At 68.5% G+C, this 19116-nt stretch carries 12 protein-coding genes; 4 read left to right on the plus strand and 8 right to left on the minus strand.

Annotated elements, in window-relative coordinates; translation table 11 throughout:
• Nucleotides 1–88: 88 nt before the first annotated feature.
• A complete protein-coding gene (locus tag OEB96_RS41205; RefSeq protein ID WP_266222428.1) occupies nucleotides 89–3133 on the minus strand; it encodes a carboxypeptidase regulatory-like domain-containing protein in 3045 nt (1014 codons plus the stop codon).
• A 467-nt stretch (nucleotides 3134–3600) separates the two neighbouring features.
• On the opposite strand from OEB96_RS41205, the gene OEB96_RS41210 reads away from it, so the two are divergent.
• Together OEB96_RS41210 and OEB96_RS41215 are read left to right on the plus strand one after the other, a co-directional pair.
• The gene (locus OEB96_RS41210; protein WP_266222429.1) at nucleotides 3601–4347 is read left to right on the plus strand and encodes a hypothetical protein; all 747 of its coding nucleotides are present in this window, start codon (nucleotides 3601–3603) and stop codon (nucleotides 4345–4347) included.
• Nucleotides 4348–4483: 136 nt separating this feature from the next.
• Nucleotides 4484–6940 (plus strand): serine/threonine-protein kinase, encoded by a 2457-nt coding sequence (locus tag OEB96_RS41215; protein WP_266222430.1) that lies wholly within the window; start codon nucleotides 4484–4486, stop codon nucleotides 6938–6940.
• Between the two features lie 13 nt (nucleotides 6941–6953).
• Here OEB96_RS41215 and OEB96_RS41220 read toward each other — a convergent pair whose 3' ends face one another.
• The 6 genes from OEB96_RS41220 to OEB96_RS41245 form a co-directional block, all read right to left on the minus strand.
• Nucleotides 6954–7469 carry a universal stress protein gene (locus tag OEB96_RS41220; RefSeq protein ID WP_266222431.1) on the minus strand — a complete coding sequence of 172 codons (516 nt, stop codon included), beginning with the start codon at nucleotides 7467–7469 and terminating at the stop codon, nucleotides 6954–6956.
• A 58-nt stretch (nucleotides 7470–7527) separates the two neighbouring features.
• Nucleotides 7528–8970 carry a TolC family protein gene (locus OEB96_RS41225; RefSeq protein ID WP_266222432.1) on the minus strand — a complete coding sequence of 481 codons (1443 nt, stop codon included), beginning with the start codon at nucleotides 8968–8970 and terminating at the stop codon, nucleotides 7528–7530.
• Nucleotides 8951–12226, minus strand: coding sequence for an efflux RND transporter permease subunit (locus OEB96_RS41230; protein WP_266222433.1), 3276 nt, complete (start codon nucleotides 12224–12226; stop codon nucleotides 8951–8953). The genes OEB96_RS41225 and OEB96_RS41230 overlap by 20 nt, the downstream gene beginning before the upstream one ends.
• Nucleotides 12227–12236: 10 nt before the next feature.
• Nucleotides 12237–13334: an efflux RND transporter periplasmic adaptor subunit gene (locus tag OEB96_RS41235; protein ID WP_266222434.1), complete on the minus strand. Its 1098-nt coding sequence runs from the start codon at nucleotides 13332–13334 to the stop codon at nucleotides 12237–12239.
• 250 nt (nucleotides 13335–13584) lie between these two features.
• Complete coding sequence (locus tag OEB96_RS41240) at nucleotides 13585–14037, minus strand: hypothetical protein (protein WP_266222435.1); 453 nt, start codon at nucleotides 14035–14037, stop codon at nucleotides 13585–13587.
• A 168-nt stretch (nucleotides 14038–14205) separates the two neighbouring features.
• The gene (locus OEB96_RS41245; protein ID WP_266222436.1) at nucleotides 14206–15732 is read right to left on the minus strand and encodes a hypothetical protein; all 1527 of its coding nucleotides are present in this window, start codon (nucleotides 15730–15732) and stop codon (nucleotides 14206–14208) included.
• A gap of 61 nt (nucleotides 15733–15793) precedes the next feature.
• Here OEB96_RS41245 and OEB96_RS41250 point away from each other — a divergent pair, with 61 nt between their 5' ends.
• Nucleotides 15794–16543 (plus strand): hypothetical protein, encoded by a 750-nt coding sequence (locus OEB96_RS41250; RefSeq protein ID WP_266222437.1) that lies wholly within the window; start codon nucleotides 15794–15796, stop codon nucleotides 16541–16543.
• Here the strand turns inward: OEB96_RS41250 and OEB96_RS41255 are convergent.
• Nucleotides 16540–17481 carry a cyclic nucleotide-binding domain-containing protein gene (locus OEB96_RS41255; protein ID WP_266222438.1) on the minus strand — a complete coding sequence of 314 codons (942 nt, stop codon included), beginning with the start codon at nucleotides 17479–17481 and terminating at the stop codon, nucleotides 16540–16542. The two genes, OEB96_RS41250 and OEB96_RS41255, sit on opposite strands and share 4 nt — an antisense overlap.
• Before the next feature lie 134 nt (nucleotides 17482–17615).
• On the opposite strand from OEB96_RS41255, the gene OEB96_RS41260 reads away from it, so the two are divergent.
• Complete coding sequence (locus tag OEB96_RS41260) at nucleotides 17616–19100, plus strand: FAD-dependent monooxygenase (RefSeq protein WP_266222439.1); 1485 nt, start codon at nucleotides 17616–17618, stop codon at nucleotides 19098–19100.
• The last annotated feature ends 16 nt before the right edge of the window (nucleotides 19101–19116 follow it).

A 19116-nucleotide genomic window follows, 5' to 3' on the forward strand; every position in this document is an offset into this window, starting at 1 on the left:
TCAATCCGCGCATTGGTCCCGAGTGTGCGCCAGGGCACAGATGCGTGAGCAAACGCGAAGCACGAGCGACGTCCAGCGACCCGCCGCGCTACACGGGAGGCCCGGCCGTGATCGGGATCTGGCGCTCGGCCTCGCCATCGACGACCCCGACCACGAGCTTGGTCCCGGGTCGCACGTTGGTGAGCTTGCCGTAGCGGTAGGACTGCAGGCCCACCACGTCCTGGCCGTCGATGGTGGTGATCTCGTCGCCGACCTTCAGTCCCGCCTGGGCGGCCGGGCTGCCCGGTCGCACGAAGGCAACGACGTGACGCACGTCCTCGGGCTCGGTCCCGGGCTCGCTGTCCTTGGTCTTGAAGCCGAGGTCGCCGGACTCCTCGCCGCGGTCCTTGCGGTCCTTGAGCAGCTCGATCTTCCCCAGCTCCTGAACCTTGGGCTCGGGTGCCACGCGGCGCGTGAGCCAGTTCCAGCCGTAGTCGTTGTCGGTGAAGCCGGGGGCCATGATCATGATCCGCACCAGGCCCGTCGGTGCGTTCTCGACCACGAACTTGCCCTCGGTGTCCGAGACGTCTGGCTGGTTGGCCTTGCCCATGTCGCCGCGGAAGCGAATGCCGCCGCCATCGGAGGCCGCCGACACCTTGAGCCCGGCCACCGGCTCGCCCGTCTCGGCGTCCACCAGGGTGCCGCGCAGCTCGACGCGGGGGACGAGCACCAGCTCGATGTCGGTGTTCTCGCCGCCCTCGGACAGCTCGATCCCCTCGACCTTGGCGTTGCCCTCGGAGGCATCGACCGAGACCTCGTAGGTCCCCGGGGGGAGGTTGGCCAGGCGCCACTGGCCGTCGGTGTGGAGGAAGCTGTCACCCTCGTAGATGCCACTCTTGCGGTCCCTCGCGGAGATCTGGAAGCGGCGCGGCACGCCGCCGCCTTCGATCCGCACCACGCCTGCGAGCACGCTGGTCTCGGCGATCTCGAGCGTCACGTCGCTGCCGGCCGCGACGTGCTCGGCCAGCGCCTCTCCGCCGCCCTTGCGGTTGGCGTAGATCGAGTACACGCCCTGCTCGGCGAGGTCGTCGAGTTCGAAGCGACCGTCGTCGTCGGTGAGCACCGGCTGCCGTGACCACGAGCCCCAGCGCGCACGACCGCGGCCGCCGCCCTCGGCCTTGGCCGCGCTGTCGCTCTCGCGCACCGCCTCGACGAATGCGTCGGCAATCGGCTCACCGCCCTCACCCAGTACCTGACCGGTGATGCGGCCGTTCTGCGACTCGACCACCAGCTCGACCTCGGTGACCTCTCCGCTGCGCACGGTGACGCGCTCTCCGGCCTCGTCGTCGTCGCTGGCCCCGGGGGCGCGCATGGTGTCGGTCCAGCCGCGCTGGGCCGACACGCGGTGCTCGCCCACCTCCACGCCGGTCAACACGAAGCGCCCCTCGTCGTTGGTGGACGCGCGGTTCCAGCCCGGACCGTCGGTGTCGATCGAGACGCCGGCGACCGGCGTGCCCTTCTCGTCGCGCACGATCCCGCGGATCTCTCCGTGGGCGAGCATGGTGAGGGTGATGTCGGTGACGTCGCTGCCCTCGGGCACGACGACCTCGAGCGGCTCGTGTGGCGAGGGCTGCTCGTCGTGACTGGCCGACAGCTCGTAGGTGCCCGGCAGGAGCCCGTCGACCAGGAAGCTGCCGTCGGGCTCGCTGCGCTCGCCCCGGCCGCGCCCGAGGCGAGCCCGAGGATCGGTGGTGGCCTTGCCGCGCGCCGAGACGCGGGCGCCCTCGACCGGCTTGCCCTCGGCGTCGAGCACCACGCCGCGGATCGACTGGCCGCGGTGCACCGACCACGAGAGGCCCTCGATCGAGGCGTCGGCCACCACGATGTCCGGGTACGAGTCCTCGGCGACGAAGTCGTTGCAGGTGACGGTGACCTCGTAGGTGCCCGGCAGCACGCCCTTGACGAGCACGGTGCCGTCCTCCTCGCCGCCGCCCCCGTACGAGTCGTCCTTGCGCTCCTTGCCCTGCAGGCTCACCCGGCCCTGGGAGCACGGGGTCTCGCCGTCGAGCAGCACCGTGCCGCGGATGGCGAACGCGGGGTGGACCTTCACGATCACGGGATCGGAGGTCTGCCCGAGGCCCACGTGGATCTTCTCGTCGGCCATGCCCACCAGCTCGTCGTCGGACACGCGGAGCTTGTAGGATCCGGGCTGTAGGCCCTCGAGGCGGAAGCTGCCGTCGTCCTCGCTGTGGACCGACCCTGGGCCTCCGCCGCCAAAGCCCAAGAAGAAGGCCCCGCTGCCGCCGCTCGCCGCGATCCTCGCGCCGGCCACCGGCTTGCCGCTGTCGGCCCATACCACCTTGCCGACCACCACCGACTCGGGGGTCAGGAACAGCTCGACGAAGGTGCCGGGAATCGACGCGCCGCGCGAGCCCCGGGCGTAGCCATCGGCGTGGGCCGACACGTTGACGTCGGGCGGCTCGACCCACAGCGAGAAGCGGCCCTCCTCGTCGCTGCGGGTGAAGGTGGCCCCATCGCTGCCCCACCAGCCGGCGCCGGCCGAGACCCACGCGCCCTCGATCTCGCCGCCGGAGATGTCCTTGACCACGCCCGTGACCTCGACCCCGCCCGCCTTCAGCACGAAGTCGATGCCCGCACGGGTGCTGCCCGCTTGCAGGTCCATGCGAGGGCTGAGGCGCTGCTGGAGGCCGCTGCGGCTCTGGTAGCGCTCCGGCAGGTAGCCACGTGCGGAGGCATGCAGGTTGTGCTCGGCGCCCAGCAGGCCCTCGATGCGATACGTGCCGTCCTCGCGCGTGGTGGTGCACTGCGGAGGGAAGCGATCGGTCTGGGCGAGGTCGTCGTCCTCGAGCTTGGCGCAGACCTGTGCGCCCGCGATCGGCTGCCCTCGTTCGTCGCGCACGGTGCCGGAGACGGTGGCACGCGGGGCCTGGAACGGATCGACGTCGCTGCGTCGCAACGGGACCGCGAGCTTGGGCGAGTCGCTCGTGCCCTCGGCCTGGGCCGAAGCGGCCGCGCTCGTGGAATCGTCGTCACTCACGGTCTCGCTCTCGCGGCCGAGCCACCACCACAGGGCGAGCGCCAGCACGGCAATGGTCGCGATCACGAAGGTCTTGGTCTTGGCTCCGCTCTCCATGGGGGGTCCTCGCTGGGGGTATGAAACCACGCCTTTGGCTCTCGGTTTCGAGCTCGGATGAAACGAGCCCAATGTTCCCCCAAGGAGCGATGACGTCATCGCGGTGAGACGGTGCAATCGAGCCAACGAAATCGGGGCCATCGTGACACCAAGGGACCTAACAAGTCGTGAGCACGAGCCGGCCTCGTGTAATTCGAGTCACGCGGCCTGGTCCCCATTCGGGGCACCAATCGGGTCCAACTTGGTCCGTGGAAGAATGGCGATCCGTGATTGACGACGAGGCCCCGGTGACCCTATGGTGTAATGGTCGAACGGTCGCTCGGCGCTTCCATCGGGGGATGGGAGGCGCCGGGGCAGGCGACCACGGTTCTTCATCCATCGGGGTACGGGGGTACATCATGAATACGCGGATTGGAGGCGCTTGCCTCCTCATTGGGTCGTTGGCGCTGTCACTATCGGCGTGCGACGTGGACGATGGCTCTCACGACGTCGGCGTGCTCGACGACGTGAGCGAGTTTCGAAGCGGTGGCGGTGGGGTGCTCGTGCCTCCGACCGGTCCCAAGGACGGATACATCGGCAACGGCATCGAGTATCCGGAGGTCGGCGGGATCGATCCAGCACATGCGCTGAGCACTCCCGAGGGCATGTCGGAGAGCGGCGAGCTGCTCGACGATCCCGACAACCACGACACCGCCCAGTACCTGGTCGAGTGTGCGCTGCCGCAGGGGGCGAGCATCGAGAAGGTCGTCGGTGGCCAGACGCTGGTCTTCAACGGCGCCCTCGGCCTCGCGCCGCAGTGGCAATACGGTGCGTGCGACGTGGCCTGCCAGGAGTGGGTCTCGGCGTGCTTGCTGGCTCGCACCAACGAGTCCGGCGAGACCGTCGGCATCTGGATGCGGGGCGATCATCCGGCCCTCGGTGCCGCGGTCCCGGAGGACACGGTGCTCGAGGCGGGGTTCTGGGGCAACCTGTTCGTCGACTCCGACGAGGTGTTCTACTGCAAGGGCTCGGGCAAGGGCGTCGTCGCGGCCAAGCGCGAGGGACGGACCTGCTCGGGCGGTGCGTGCGGGTTCACCAAGTACCCCAAGTGCACACACCAGAGCCGCTGCGAGTTCGTCGGCCCCGACGCCGACGTGCCGAGCGACTGCAAGAGCGGTCAGCACGGCGACTCCGCGCCGTATCGCACCATCGCGACGTACGTGCCGGATCCCTAGCCCTCGACCCCTCTCCTCGGATCACCGAGAAAGGGCGTTCTGAACCGGCCTCGCCGGGGCACGCGGGGAACACTGACTGCCCCGGTTTGGTGGCTTACAATCGACGGCCGAGGCCGCTTGTGGCCGGAGCCCGTCGGTGTCGTACGACCTGCCCACCAAGGAGATCCCGGACGACGAGACCGCGGGGCCGCGAGCCCACGAGATCTCTGGTCCCGCTCTCGTGGCCGAGGAGCCCGAGACGGAGCTCGGCCAGGGGGACTCCGTCGGTCGGTACTCGGTGCTCAGCTGTCTCGGTCGCGGTGGCATGGGCGTGGTCTACAAGGCCTACGACCCGCAGCTCGATCGCAACGTGGCGCTCAAGCTGCTTCGGCGCGGGCGCGGATCGATGAAGGCCGACCTGCGGCTGCTGCGCGAGGCCAAGACGCTGGCCAAGCTCAAGCACCCCAACGTGGTCGCCGTATACGACGCGGGCCTGACTCACCACGGGGTGTTCATCGCGATGGAGCTGCTGTCGGGCCAGCCCGTCAACGAGTGGCTCGCGGAGCGCAAGCGCAGCGTCCAGGAGGTCCTCGAGGTGTTCCGCGCGGCCGGTCGCGGCCTGGTGGCGGCCCACGATGCCGGCTTCGTCCATCGGGACTTCAAGCCCTCCAACGTGCTGGTCGAGGACGATGGATCGGTCCGCGTGCTCGACTTCGGGCTCGCGCATGCGCTGGGGGAGCCGGGTCCCGACGACGAGCCGTTCGGTGTGACGTTCGAGCCCGATCAGGTCGGAGTCGAGTATCGCTCGCCATCGGGCCGGGTCTACATCACCGAGGCGGGCACGCTGGTGGGTACGCCCGCCTTCATGGCTCCCGAGCAGCTGCTGGGCGAGCGTGGTGATCGGCGCAGCGAGCAGTTCGCGTTCGCCATGTCGCTCTACGTGGCGCTCTATGATCGCTCGCCCGCGGGGGGCGAGACCTACGAGGAGCGGCGGGCCACCCTCGCCAAGGGCTTGCGGATCCCCGAGCGAGATCTCGAGCACAGCGCCCACGGCGAGCGAGTTCCACCCCGGATCCGACGCGCCATCTTGCGCGGACTGGCCGACGACCCCAGGGCGCGCTTCGTGTCGATGGCGGAGCTGCTGGCCCAGCTCGAAAAGCCGCCCCGGCGTGCGCGTCGGCTGGCGATCGCGGGCTTCACCCTGCTGACCGGCTTCGGGGTGGGAGCGCTGGTGTTCGAGCCGCAGCCCGAGCCGTGCTCGGACCCGCAGGCGGTGCTCGAGGGGACGTGGGGACCGAGCGATCGGTCTCGGGTGGAGGATGCGTTCGGGACTCACGGCGCGAGCGTGGCGAGCTCGCTGCCCCATGTGCGGGAGCGGTTCGACGACTACGCCACGGCCTGGGTCGACATGTACGAGGAATCGTGCCGGGCGACCTTCGTCGACCGCAGGCAATCGGAGCTCCTGTTCGACCGGCGCATGCGCTGTCTCGAGCGACGTCGCAATCGCATGCGCCAGGCGATCGACGCGCTCGCATCGGCCGAGTCGCCGAATGCACTCACGCAGCGCACGATCCTCCCCTTCAAATTGCCGCAGCTCGACGCATGCGCCGAGCTGGATCAGCTCATGGCCGAGCAGCCGCTGCCCGACGACGAGGGTCAGCGGCAGCGGATCGACGGGATCCGCCAGCGGATCGACGAGGCCGACACGCTGCACGACGCCGGGGAGTTCGCACGCGGGCTGGAGCTCGCCACCGAGGCGGTCTCCGAGGCTCGCGAGGTCCGGTACCTTCCCGTGCTCGGGGAAGCACTCGGATCGCTGGGGCGGCTGCAGGCCTCGGGCGCCTCGGCCCGCGACGCACAGGCCACCCTCGAGGAGGCGGTGTTGGTGGCCTCGGAGGCGGGAGACGTGCGCGGCGCGGCGGCTGCATGGACGTGGCTCCTGTACTGCGCGACGATCCAGAATCGCTTCGACGGGGCGACGACGCTGGAGCTGGCCGCTCGCGCCGCGGTGGCTCAATCCGGCGACGACGAGGTGCGAGGATGGCTGCTCAACAACCTCGGCGTGCTCTATAACGAGAAGGGTGAGCCGGATGTGGGGCTCGCCTACCTGCGACGGGCGCTGACCGCCAAGGTCGAGGCGCTGGGCCCCAACCACGTCGACGTGGCGATCTCCTGGTACAACCTCGGCAGCGTTCAGGTCGACGTCGACGCCGCGGCGGCGCTCGACGCATTCGAGCACGCGCGGACGATCTTCCGCACCACGGTGGGCGACGGACACCCGATGACGCTCTATGCCACCACGGGGCTGTGTCGGGTCGAGCACATCCGGGGGCGCGCCGAGGTGGCCGTGGAGCTGTGCAGCGAGGTGCTGTCGCGCTTCGAGACGGCTCCGACCTCGGCGTGGTGGATGAGCCACGTGAGCTTCACCCTTGCCCGCGCCCAGTGGGACGCGGGGATGCACGAGGCTGCGCGACGCTCGGCCGAGCGCGCACGGGACTACCTGCTCGAGGACAATCCCACCGCCGCCGAGGGCATCGCTTCGTGGCTCGAGGACCCCGAGGCCCACGACCGGCGCGAGCGCGAGGCGAGCGCGCGACCGGGCGCTGCTCCTTGAGCTCGTGCCCATCTCAGGCCGTGCCCGACGGCACGACGACCACGGGGCACGGCGACTGTCGGATCACCTTGTCCGCCGTGCTGCCGAGGAACGCCCGATTCACGCGGTGACGGGCGCTCGCGGCGAGCACGATCGCATCCGGTGAGTGCTCTCGAGCTGCCTCAAGGACGACGTCGAGCGCCTTGCCTGGCTCATTGATGTAGTGGAGCGTCACCCCACGACAGTGCTGCCTGGCGACGACCTCCAGCACGACCTTCGCGTGGTGGCTCGCACCGCCGTCGAGCTCGGCAATGCGGGCGGGTGGCATCCACGTGGCATAGTCCCTGAAATCGGGGGTGGCGTGCACGATGTAGACGTCACCCCCACTGGCCAACCGAGCCGCCAGCTCGAGCGCGCGGATCGTGCACTCACCGACCGCGACCCAGTCGTGGTCGCCCACCTCCACCATCCGGTCGGGTGCGATGTCACCCTCGTTGGCCGGTTCGAATTCGACCGGAACCAGGACCTTCTGAAACACTCCGGCGCTCATGATCGTAGCCTTCCCGTCGTCCATGCCGTGGCGTGTGGGACTCTGCGTGCGGCCGAGCTCACGGCTCTCGCCTCCAGCCGCCTCCAAGTGCCTGGTACACGGCCACGATGGCCTGTAGCTGCTCCTTCTTCGCCTCGACCAGCTCCATCTCTGCCTCGAGCGAGTCACGCCGCGTCATGAGGACCTCGTAGTAGTCGGCTTTCGCCGACTGATAGAGGATGCTCGAGACCTCGATGGCGGCCTGCAGCGCCGCTACTTGCCGGGACAACCGCTCGTAGCGCTCGCGCAGGTTCGCGATCGTCGTCAGTTGGTTGTACACGTCGGTGTACGCCTGCAGCAGCGTGCGTTCGAAGTCGTAGACGGCCTGGATCTGTCTGGCGTTCGCCGAGCGGTAGTCCGCCTTGATCGCCGCCCGGTTCAGCAGCGGTGCCATGAGGTTGCCGGCCAGGCCGTAGGCCAGCGACTCGGGGGTCGCAATCAGGTGGCCGAGGTTGAACGACTGGTATCCGAGCTCGGCCTCGAGGCTGAGCGACGGATAGAAGCGAGCCTTGGCGCTCGTGGTGTCCAGCTCCGCCGCCTCGAGGCGCATCTCGGCGGCCTTCACGTCGGGGCGGTTGTCCAGCAGCTCGGAAGGAAGACCCGTGGTCACATCGGCGACGTCGATCGACAAGAAGCTCTCCGAGCTCCGCTCGACCGGCTGCGGGAAGCGCCCGACCAGGAAGTTGATGCGGTTCTCGACGATGCTCCGCTGCTGCTCGAGCGTGTACTTGCGGCCCTGGTTCTCGAGCACCTCGGCCTCGAACCTCTTCACGCCGAGCTCCGTGTCGCGTGCGGCTGCCTTCTTGAGTCTGACGACCTCGAGAGCATCCTCGAGCACCCCGATGTTCCGATCGAGGATCTCGATCTGGTTGTCGAGCGCCAAGAGGTCGTAGTAGGACTTGGCCAGCTCGGCCACGAGCTCCGTGACGAGGAAGTTGCGCTCATGGATCGTCGCCTCGTAGCGGAGGCTCGCGGCCTTCCTGGCGCTTCGGAATCGGCTCCAGACGTCGGTCTCCCAGGACGCCTTGAAGCCGAAGCGGAAGTCCGGGAGGTTCACGGCCACGCCGTGATCTGCGTCGCTGGCCCCCTGGCTGGTCTCCTCCCCGACCTTCTCGATGCCCGTGCCGACGCCTGCCTCCAGCCTCGGCAGGTACTCGCCCCGAACGGCCGCGGCTTCGTTCTGGGTGATGATGAGCTCCTGCAGCTGGATGTTCAGCTCCTGGTTGTGCTCGAGCGCCTGCTCGATCAACGCCCGCAGCTGGGGATCCGAGAAGAACTCGTCCCACCGCTTCTGCGTGGCCACGCTCGGGCCCGAAGGAATCTCGACCGCACCGAAGCTCGCGGGAACCTCCGTGTTGGCTTCCCTGGCCTGGTTGCTCCCCAGGACGCTGGTGCAGCCGAGCCCGAGCAGCGACCAGGCACCGGCGATCACGAGCGCGACTTCACTCCACCGCTTGCTCACTGGCTTCTTCCTCGGCTTGCGGCTCGCCGCTCTCCGATGACTCGGAGCGGGGTGCCGGCTCGGCTGGCTCGGTCTGGTTCGCCAGCATGGTTGCGTCCAACGAGTCCACGGGCGGCTCGGGCGCGTCGGAATCGCCGACTCGCAGGAACCTCTCGAGGCGCGCGAGGTGGCCGAAGATGAAGTACAGCCCGGGGATCAGCACGACGCCGAACACCGTGCCCACGACCATGCCTCCGAGCGCCGACGAGCCGATGGTGTTGTTGCCGACCGCCCCGGCGCCCCTTGCCACGACCAGCGGATACAGACCCGCGATGAACGCGAACGACGTCATCAGGATCGCACGAAAGCGTGCCCTCGCACCTGCGATGGCCGCCTCGAACACGGTGGCTCCTCGGCGCTGCGTCTGAAGGGCAAACTCGACGATGAGCACCGCGTTCTTCCCCAGCAGGCCCACCAGCATCACCAAGCCCACCTGGGCGTAGATGTCGTTGGACAGGCCCATGAGATCGAGCATGAGGAAGGACCCGAACGCACCCGCGGGCAACGACGTGATCACGGCCAGCGGCAGCACCAAGCTCTCGTACTGTGCCGCCAGCACGAGGTAGACGAACACCAGGACGACCACGAAGATGTAGATCGCCTCGTTGCCGCGCTGGGCTTCGTCGTAGGACAGACCCTCCCACGCGATGTCGTATCCGCGCGGCAGCGTCCGCTCTGCGACCTCCTCGATGGCTGCGATCGCGTCGCCGGACGTGTACCCCTCTGCGTTGACGGCTCGAATGGCCGACGAGTTGTAGAGGTTGTACCGCGTGATCTCGTTCGGCCCCTGTCGCTTCTCGATCGTCATGAACGACGAGTAGGGGACCATCTCCCCGTCCTCGTTCTTGACGTACAAGTCCAGGATGTCCGCAGGCAGCGCCCGGTACTCGGGCAGGGCCTGCACGTAGACGCGGAAGAAGAAGTCGAAGCGAATGAAGCCCTGCTCGTAGGAGCTCGCGATGAGCAGGTCGAGGTTCTCCATGGCCTTCTTGATGGACACGCCCTTCTGCATCGCCTTGTCGTTGTCGATGACGAGCTCGTACTGCGGATAGTTCGCGGCGTAGAACGTGAAGAGTCCGGTGAGCTCGGGGCGCTCGCTCAGTGCGTCCATGAACTCCTGGTTCACGCGATCGAACTCGTAGTAGTCGGTGCTGCCGGTCTTCTCCAGCATTCGAAACGCGACGCCACCGGCCGCGCCGTAGCCTGGAACCGCCGGCGGCTCGTAGAATTCGATGATCGCGCCGATGTCCTTGGTCTGTTCCTCGAGCTCCGCGATGACCTCGGTGACCGACTCGTCGCGCTGCGACCACTCCGCGAGGTTGATGAGGCAGGTCCCCGCGTTGGAGGCACGCCCCTCGGTGAGGATCTCGTAGCCCGCGAGCGAAGACACCGACTCGACGGCGTCGTTCTCCTTGGCAATCGCCTGCAGCTGCCTGGCGACCGCGTTCGTCCGCTCGAGCGTGGAGCCCGGGGGGGTCTGGATGATCGCGTAGATGATCCCCTGGTCCTCGTTGGGCACGAAGCCGGACGGGAGCACCAGGTTGACCTGGAAGATCCCGTAGACGAACAGCCCGAGCAGCAAGAAGGTGAGGTAGAACCGCGGCACGATCACCTTCATGAAGCGGATGTAGATCGACGTGCCCCAGTGGAACGCTCGATTGAACCCGTTGACGAACAGGGTGATCGGATTGCGGGTCCGCCCCGCCGCGCCGTGCGTGGTCTCGAGGATCATGACCGACAGAACGGGCGTGAGCGTGAGCGCCACGAAGCCCGACAGCACGATGGACGAGGCCATCGTGACCGAGAACTGCCGGTAGAACACGCCGACCGGGCCCGGCATGAAGGCCACGGGAACGAAGACCGACGTCATCACCAGGGTGATGGCCACGACGGCGGGGCCGAGCTCGCCCAAGACCTCCTTCATCGCGTGGTACTTGCTCAGGTGCGTCGCCTCCATCTTGGCGTGGACCGCCTCCACGACCACGATCGCGTCATCCACCACGATCCCGATCGCCAAGACGAGCGCGAACAGCGTGATGAGGTTGATGCTGATGTCCATCACCGACATGAAGATGAACGCCCCGACGAGCGATACCGGCACCGCGAGCGTAGGGATCAGCGTCGAACGCCAGTCGCCCAGGAAGACGAAGACGACGAGCGCCACGAGCACGAACGCCTCGCCGAGCGTGTGGAGGACCTGCTCGATCGAGGCATCCACGAAATTGGAGACGTCGTAGCTGATCTTGTAGTCCATCCCCGGAGGGAAGTCCTTCTTCAGCTCTTCGAGTCTGTCCTTGACCTCCGCGATGACATCCTGCGCATTGCTGCCGAAGGTCTGCTTGAGCACGATGGCGGCCGAGGGGTGGCCGTCGAGATTCGAGTAGATGTCGAACCACTCGCTGCCGAGCTCGATCTTCGCCACGTCCTTCAGGTGCAGGATCTGGCCGTCCGCATTGGCGCGAATGATGATCTCCTCGTACTGCTCGGGCTCGTTGAACCGGCCCTGATAGACGAGGGTGTACTCGAGGGACTGCGACTGCATCCCCGAGGCCTGCCCCAGTCGGCCGGGCCGCCCGATGATGCTCTGCTCGGCGATGGCATCCATCACGTCCTCGGCCGAGACGTTGTACGCCCGCAGCCGATCCGGGTTCAGCCATACGCGCATCGCGTACCGCCGGCTGCCGAGGATGCGGGCGTTCCCGATCCCCTTGATGCGCTGGATCTCGGGCAGCAGGCGGACGTTGGTGTAATTGTAGAGGAATTTCTCGTCCGCGTCCTCGTCGGTGGAGTACACGTTGACGTACATCAACATGCTCGGCTGTACGCGCTGCAGGATGACGCCCTCGAGCTGTACCAGCTCGGGCAGGTTGGGCATCACCTGGTCGATGCGCGTCTTGACGTCGACGATGGCTGCATCCTGGTCGGTGCCAGGCTCGAAGATGACCTGAATCGTCGCTTCGCCGGCGCTGGTGGCGTCGGAGATGATGTAGCGCATGTTCGGCACGCCGTTGATGGCGCGCTCCAGGGGAATCAGCGTCGACTCGATGAGGACTTCCGCGCTGGCGCCTGGGTAGGCGATGGCGATGGTGACCTGAGGCGGCGCAATGTCGGGGAACTGAGACACGGGGCGTTCGAAGCACGCGAGCGCGCCCAGCAGCACGATCACGACCGACATGACGACCGAGAGAACTGGCCTGCGGAGGAGTGCGGCGAACATGTCTCACCTGTCATTCCGCGTAGACGTCGAGCTCGGAGAAGACCTTGGCAGGATCCTCGAACTCGACCTCGATCGTCTTGCCGTCATTGACCTTGCGCAGGCCGTCGATGAGGATCCGATCGGCGTCGTCGAGCCCGCTGTCGATGACGAAGACGTGGTCGAGCTCGGCGGCGATGTGAATCGGCCGCTGCCGCACGACGCTGTCTTCGTCGACCACGAACACGTACTTCCGGTCGAGGATCTCGAAGGTCGCCTTCTGCGGGATCAGCTGCGCGTTGCGGTACGACGTCGTCACCACGATGTTCCCCGTCTCGCCGTGTCGCAAGAGCCCGGTGGGATTGGGAAAGGTCGCCCGAAAGGCAATGGTCCCGGTGGTGTTGTCGAAGTCGGCTTCGATCGTCTCGACCTTGCCTTCCTGGTCGAAGATCTCGTCGTTCGCCATCCTGAACGCGACCTTCATTGGCTCGTCCGCCGCTGGCCGCGTCTCGTAGTCCAGGTACTCGGCCTCGGGAACGTTGAAGTAGATCCACAGCGTGCTGTTGTCGGAGAGCGTCGTCAGCAGGGCCCCCTCCTCCAGGAGGCTCCCCAGCCGCACTTCGAATCGATCCATGAGCCCGGTGAACGGGGCGCGGATCTCGGTCAGGCGCATGTGGGTCTGCGCGAGCTCGAGCTCGGCCTTGGCCCGGCTGAGCTCGGCCTTGGCGAGGGCGAGCTCGGCCGGCGACACGACGTCCTTGTCGGCCAGCAACTGGGTGTTCCTGTACTCGATCCGGGCTCGATCGGCCTCGGCCTGCGCTCGGTGGACCTCCGCCCGGTAGATGAGCGGCATGACCTGGAACATCTTGGTGCCCTCTTCGACTCGCTGCCCCTCGTCGACGTAGATCTCCGTCAGGTAGCCGCGCTCCTGGGCGCGAACCTCGATGTGCTGAATCGCCCGAACCTGGGCGACGTACTCGCGAGTGAGGTCGACGTCGTCCCGCAGCGGGGTGGTGACGGCGAAGATCCCCTCTTCTTCGTGCTCCTCGGGGGGAGGCTGACATCCGCACGTCCCGAGGGCGATGGGTGCGAGCGCGGCGATCCAGAGCGCGCGTATGGCAATTCGATGCATGGGGTTCGTTCTCGATGGAGCTCGTTCGGGGAGGAAATTGCGGATCGACCTGCCCTCTCGTTCGACTCCCCTGCCAGCGCTCGTGCGCGTGTCGGTGGATTCGAAGGCAATGGCCGAGCGTGCGATGAGCAGCGCCGAGCGACGACCTACGATTTCGTTCGCTGGGCACGACCGGAGCTCCGGATGCGCCCGCGAGATGCGACACGCGTCCAGAGATGCGCCCGTACTCGGGCGCAGAGGGCCATCGACGCTACCGAGGTGGTCCGCGGGGGCCGAGACCGATCGAGACCAGCCGTCGACCCCGGCTCGACGCGCGGGCACGGAGCAGAGGCTCGAGGGGGTCGAAGAACGCGGCGAGCACGGGGGTGCAGGCCGCCATGGGCACCTCGAACGAGTCCTCGTCGTCCTCTTCGGGCTCCGATGCGAGCTCGTGCATGGAGCTCGGCACGTGAATGTCCCGACGGAAGTCGGCCGAATGGTGGGACTCTTGGGCGGTCGAGCCTCGAGCGATGCCCGGCGACGTCGCGGTCCACGACGCGGCCGTCGCCTCGCTGCCCGTGAAGATCAGGGCCAGCACGAGCCCGACACCGACCAATAGCGGCAGGAGCAGCCGCGCCGCGATGTCCTGGCGGCCGGGTCGAGCGCCGGGCGAGTGGGTCTGTTCGCGACCACGCTCACGCCCTGCGGAAGCCAACGGCTCCACGGACGACACTGACGTGCAGTCGAGTCCCGGATCCACCCTCCTGCCATGTAGCTTTGGATCGGCGGTTTGTAAAGGCCGACTTCGTGGGACCCGCTGGCCAGGGCGCGTGTGGCGGAAGCGGGCCGAGAGCTTCGCTCGGCCACGGTGGTGTTCAACCCAAGCGCGTGATCAATCGGGCTCCAGTACCAGCTCGAGGAAGTTCCGCGCGGGATCGAACGATGTGCGGAGTCGGTAGGGCTCGGAGCCCACGCGCTGCGCCCACTCGCGCAGCGGCAAGGGCGGAGACACGGTGCCTCCCGGTGAGACCGCCCCGGCGGGAAGCGACACGTCCCATGCGTCGAGGCGACCTCCGACCGCATTGGGATGCACCATCTCGAGTCGGTGCAGCAGCGCCGGGATCCGCCGCAGGCCATCGATCACGAGCCACTCGGTGGCCGTGCCATGCACGATCGAGGTCGGCATCTCCTCGAGGGAAGGACGGGGCAGCGGGGGATCGAGCGGAAGCCCCAGCACGTCCATCGGGGGAGCCAGCACCGCCTTGCCGAGGAGCTGCGCCCACTGTCGACCATCCTCGGACAGGCGAAGCTGAGCCCGCAGCCGCTTGCCGCTGGCGCCGAACTCCGCCTGCAGCGTGACCGCATCGACCAGGGGCGGCTCGATCGGCTCGGGCAGGGACCTGGGAGCCTTGCCCATGCCGGCCAGCGGAGCCATGGCCAGGAGCATCGAGTCGACCGCGCGCAGACCCTCGCGATCGAGGTGGATCAGGTTCCCCTTGTCGAGCGGGAGCGGCGGCGACCAGCTCGTGCTCGGGCGCGCCAGCACGTCCACCACGTCGTCGGCTCGAGCCTCGTCGATGAACGGCAGCAGCGGGGCCAGCCTCGCGTCGAGCTCGGGGAACGCCACCAGATCGACCACGAGCGCGCCATCGAGCTCGCGGATCACCAGCATCGACCGACCGCCGTCGAGGCGCAGGACCGCCGTGACCCCCGGAAGATCGAGCAAGCGTCGCACCAGCACGTGGTTGTGGCGGCTGGGGATCGCCTGCCCGGGCAGGTACACGGTGGCGCCGCCTTCATGGCGCGGCAAGAGCTCGGGCAGGCGGCGCGCCATCCAGCCGGGCCGATCGGTCCGGCCGGCCACTCGCCAGTGCAGGCGCGGCACGGGGGTGCTCGCCAGCGCGTCTCGCAGGGGTTCCACGAGCGCGAGGGCCTCCTCGAGCTGGGCCGGGGTAGGCGCGCACTCGGACCGATGCGGCTGGTCGCGGCACGAGGCCAGCAGCCCCGCGACATCGGCCAGCCGGGCCACGTCACACGCACATCGGCCGAGGGCGGTACGGGCTCGAGCACTCACCTGGGAGTGAGCCTCGAGCAGGACCATCAGCTCGCCACGCACCTCGTCGATCCGCTCGGACGGGGGCGACTCCAACGCCGCGCACACCATCTGCTCGCGCTCGAAGCCCATGTCGTTGAGGGCCATGGGATCGAGCTGCCGCGCCAGCAGTCCGGTGGGCAGCGCGGGGAGCGGAAGATCCAGCAGCACCGGCGGCATGCGATCCCGCCCGGCCATCGTGCACCGCACGATCGCCGCCTGCGGCGGCACCCAGCGCGTGGCCAGCTCGCCGCCGCCGCAGGCCGGCAGGCCCAGCAACGCCAGTGCAACCACCAGGATCGCGCGTCGTGACCGGTGCCTCGGCACACCCCACGGTAGCAAGGTCTGGGGCGCACCTCCATCGGTCCCAACCGGCTACCCTTGGGCCGTGCTCCGATTCGCCGCGATCGCGATGGCCCTGCTTCCTCCGCTGCTCGGCATGCTGCTCGGCAGCTCGTCGTGGGGGCGCACGTGGGGGGCGTGGATCGGCCCGGGGCTGGCGATCGCGGGCGGCGTGGCCTTCACCCTCGCGCGCCCCCGGGTCCGCGCCCTCGTGCTGCTGGGGACCATGCTCGCCGTGATGGCCGGGCTGGCGGCTCCGCAGCTGCCGGTGGAGCTCTCCGACGAGCAAGCCTTCGATCTGCGCACCGATTCCGTGCCGCCCGAGCTCGAGGGGCGAGTCGCCGTGACCGGATTCTTCCGCGCAGAGCGAACGATGGCCGAGTATGCGGTGCCCGAGGGTGCCCTGCCCCAGCAAGACGGGCCGGCCGAGGCGGTCCTGGTGCCGCTGCTCGGGGTCGAGAGCGAGGCGGTGCCGCTGCGCGACGTGTTGGTCGTGGCCCGCGTTCGACCCGGAGCGGAGCGCAAGGGCGGGCTGCAGACCGTCCGGGGGCTCGCCCAGGCGCTCGATGACGAGCTGCTCGCGGTGTTCGTCCAGTCCTCGGGCCTCGAGATCCCCAGCGGGATGCGGGGCATACTCGTGGATGCGGTCGACGAGCATCCGACGCCCGTCTGGCTGCGCAGCGTGCTGGTGGTGCTGGCGACGATCGCGTCGCTCGCCTGCCTGTGGATTGCGGCGCAGGGGCGCGAGCAACCCTCGGCCGGAGCTCCGCGCCGCCGGGCCCACCGCGCGACCTAGGGTTCGGCGTCGGTGGGCGCGCGGTGGTGGCCTTCGACGAGCTGGCCGCGCAAGACCACCATCAGCGACTTGGCCATGGCCCGCCACACGTCGGCCGGCGCCTCGGCGAGCCGCTCGCGCGTCAGCTCGTAGACCCACGTCGGCTCGGCCGCGACGAGCGACGCGGTGCGCGTGCCCTCCTCGAACAGCGCACTGGTCCCCAGCAGGGCTCCCGGGCCGACCTTGCCGATCTCGAAGGCTCCGTCGCCCGCGACCAGCATGACCGCCAGCTCCCCTCGCGCGACGATGTACATCGACGCAGCCCGATCGCCCTCGATGCACAGCGCCTCGCCCACGCGCACGTAGAGCGGCTCGGCGAGCTCGGACAGCTTGGTGACCAGACGGTTGGTCCTCCCGAAGGTGGGCAGGGCATCGATCGCCTCCTCGATCGGGGGTGGGTGCCGCCCTTCGAGCTTGCGTGCCATTCGCGTCCACCAGCTCGCCGGCTCTCGCCTGGGCGGCGGTCGATCGCCACGCTGGTGGCGCCGCAGCGCGCGCTCGTTGGCGCCGATCCGCCGTGCCAGCACCACGATGGCCGCCTCGATGAGCGCGTCGTAGAGCTCGGGGTGCAGGGCCTGCAGCCGCACGAGCATGTCGCGTCGCAGGAACCAAAGGAGCATCGGCTCGGCCGCCACCACGTCGGCCGTGCGGTCCTGCCCCGGTACGAACACCGACGCCTCACCGAGCAGCCCGCCCGGCCCCACGCGGTCGCGCTCGACCCCATCGACGCGGATCTGGGCATACCCATGGACCACCCACGCCAGGCCGTTGGTCTCGTCGCCCTGCCGCCACAGCACCTCGCCGGCCTTCAGCTCGCACCACTCCCAGCCCTCGGCGACGAGCTCGCTGGCGGGTCGTTCGAGGAGTGCCTGGAGCGAGGGTCTTTCACGTCCGAGCATGATCCGACCGCACCAACCCCCCGCCGTGACAAGAGTATGCCAAGGAGGGGATCTTGCCGCAAGGGTCCCCTCCCCTCCTACCGTGCTCGCATTCACGTAGGCCGTTTGCGGCCATGACCGATGGAGGTGGGAGCATGACGAGGACGGAACATGAAGTGGTGATCACTGGGGGCGGTCCGACCGGGCTGATGTTGGCGGGTGAGCTGGCGTTGGCGAAGGTCGACGTCGTCATCGTCGAGCGACGCATCGATCAAGAGCTCGAAGGATCGCGAGCCGGCGGCCTGCACTCCCGCACCCTCGAGGTGCTCGATCAGCGAGGCATCGTCGATCGGTTCCTCGCGAAGGGGCGCGCGATGCAGATCCAGGGCTTTGGCGGGATCCCGTTGGACATCAGCGACTTTCCCACCCGTCACGACTACGGGCTGGCGCTGTGGCAGAGCCACATCGAGCGCATCCTGGCCGGCTGGGTCGAGGAGCTCGGGGTCCCGATCCTCCGTGGCCGCGAGGTGGTGGGCTTCACTCGGGACGACGCCGGCGTCACCGTCGAGCTGTCCGGCGACACCCGACTCCGGGCGCAGTATCTCGTTGGCTGCGATGGAGGTCGCAGCGTGGTCCGCAAGGCGGCTGGGATCGACTTCCCCGGCTTGGATCCCTCGACCAGCTGGATCATCGCCGAGGTCGAGATGGACCAGGAGCCCACGCTCGGCATGCGCCGCGAGGGTGGTGGCATCGGTCCCACCGACCGGGAGGAGGGCAGAGGGTCGTACCGGGTCGTCCTGACCGAACACGACCTCGAGCACCCCGGCGAGCCCACTCTGCAGGATCTCCGCGAGGCGCTCGTCGCCGCCTATGGGACCGACTTCGGGGTGCGCGACCCGACCTGGATCTCCCGGTTCACCGACATGTCCCGGCAGGCGGCTTCCTATCGCCACGGCCGTGTACTGCTGGCCGGGGATGCCGCTCACGTACATCCCCCGCAGGGCGGCCAGGGCCTCAACACGGGCGTGCAGGATGCCGTGAACCTGGGATGGAAGCTGGCCCAGGTGGTCGACGGGACATCACCCGACCGCCTGCTGGACACCTACCACGCCGAGCGGCACCCGGTCGGTGCCCGGGTGTTGCGCAACACCATGGCCCAAGTGGCGCTCGGCCGCCCCGACGATCGCCACCAGGCCCTCCGCGACACCATGATCGAGCTATTGGCCATGGACGAGCCGCGCAAGCGCATCGCCGCGATGCTCTGTGGTCTGGACATTCGCTACGACCTCGGGGAGGGACACCCACTGCTCGGCCGGCGCATGCCCGACCTCGACCTGCACACCGCCGATGGTCCCACGCGAGTGTTCGACCTGCTGCACGAGGCCCGGCCCGTGCTCCTCGACCTCGGTGCCCTCGGCGGTCTCGACATTGCTCCCTGGGCAAGTCGAGTGCGGTTGGTCGCCGCCAAGCACGATGGCGCGTGGGAGCTCCCGGTCATCGGCGAGGTGGCGGCCGTGGCGGCCGTACTGATCCGACCCGACGGACACGTCGCGTGGGTTGGAGAGCACATGGAGTCGGGCCTTCATGACGCCCTGACCTCGTGGTTCGGACCGGCCGCAGCGGGCCACGGTCTTGCATGAGCTCGACGGCGGTGAC

The sequence above is a fragment of the Paraliomyxa miuraensis genome (genome assembly GCF_026337845.1).
In the GTDB taxonomy this organism is placed as follows: domain Bacteria; phylum Myxococcota_A; class Polyangia; order Nannocystales; family Nannocystaceae; genus Paraliomyxa; species Paraliomyxa miuraensis.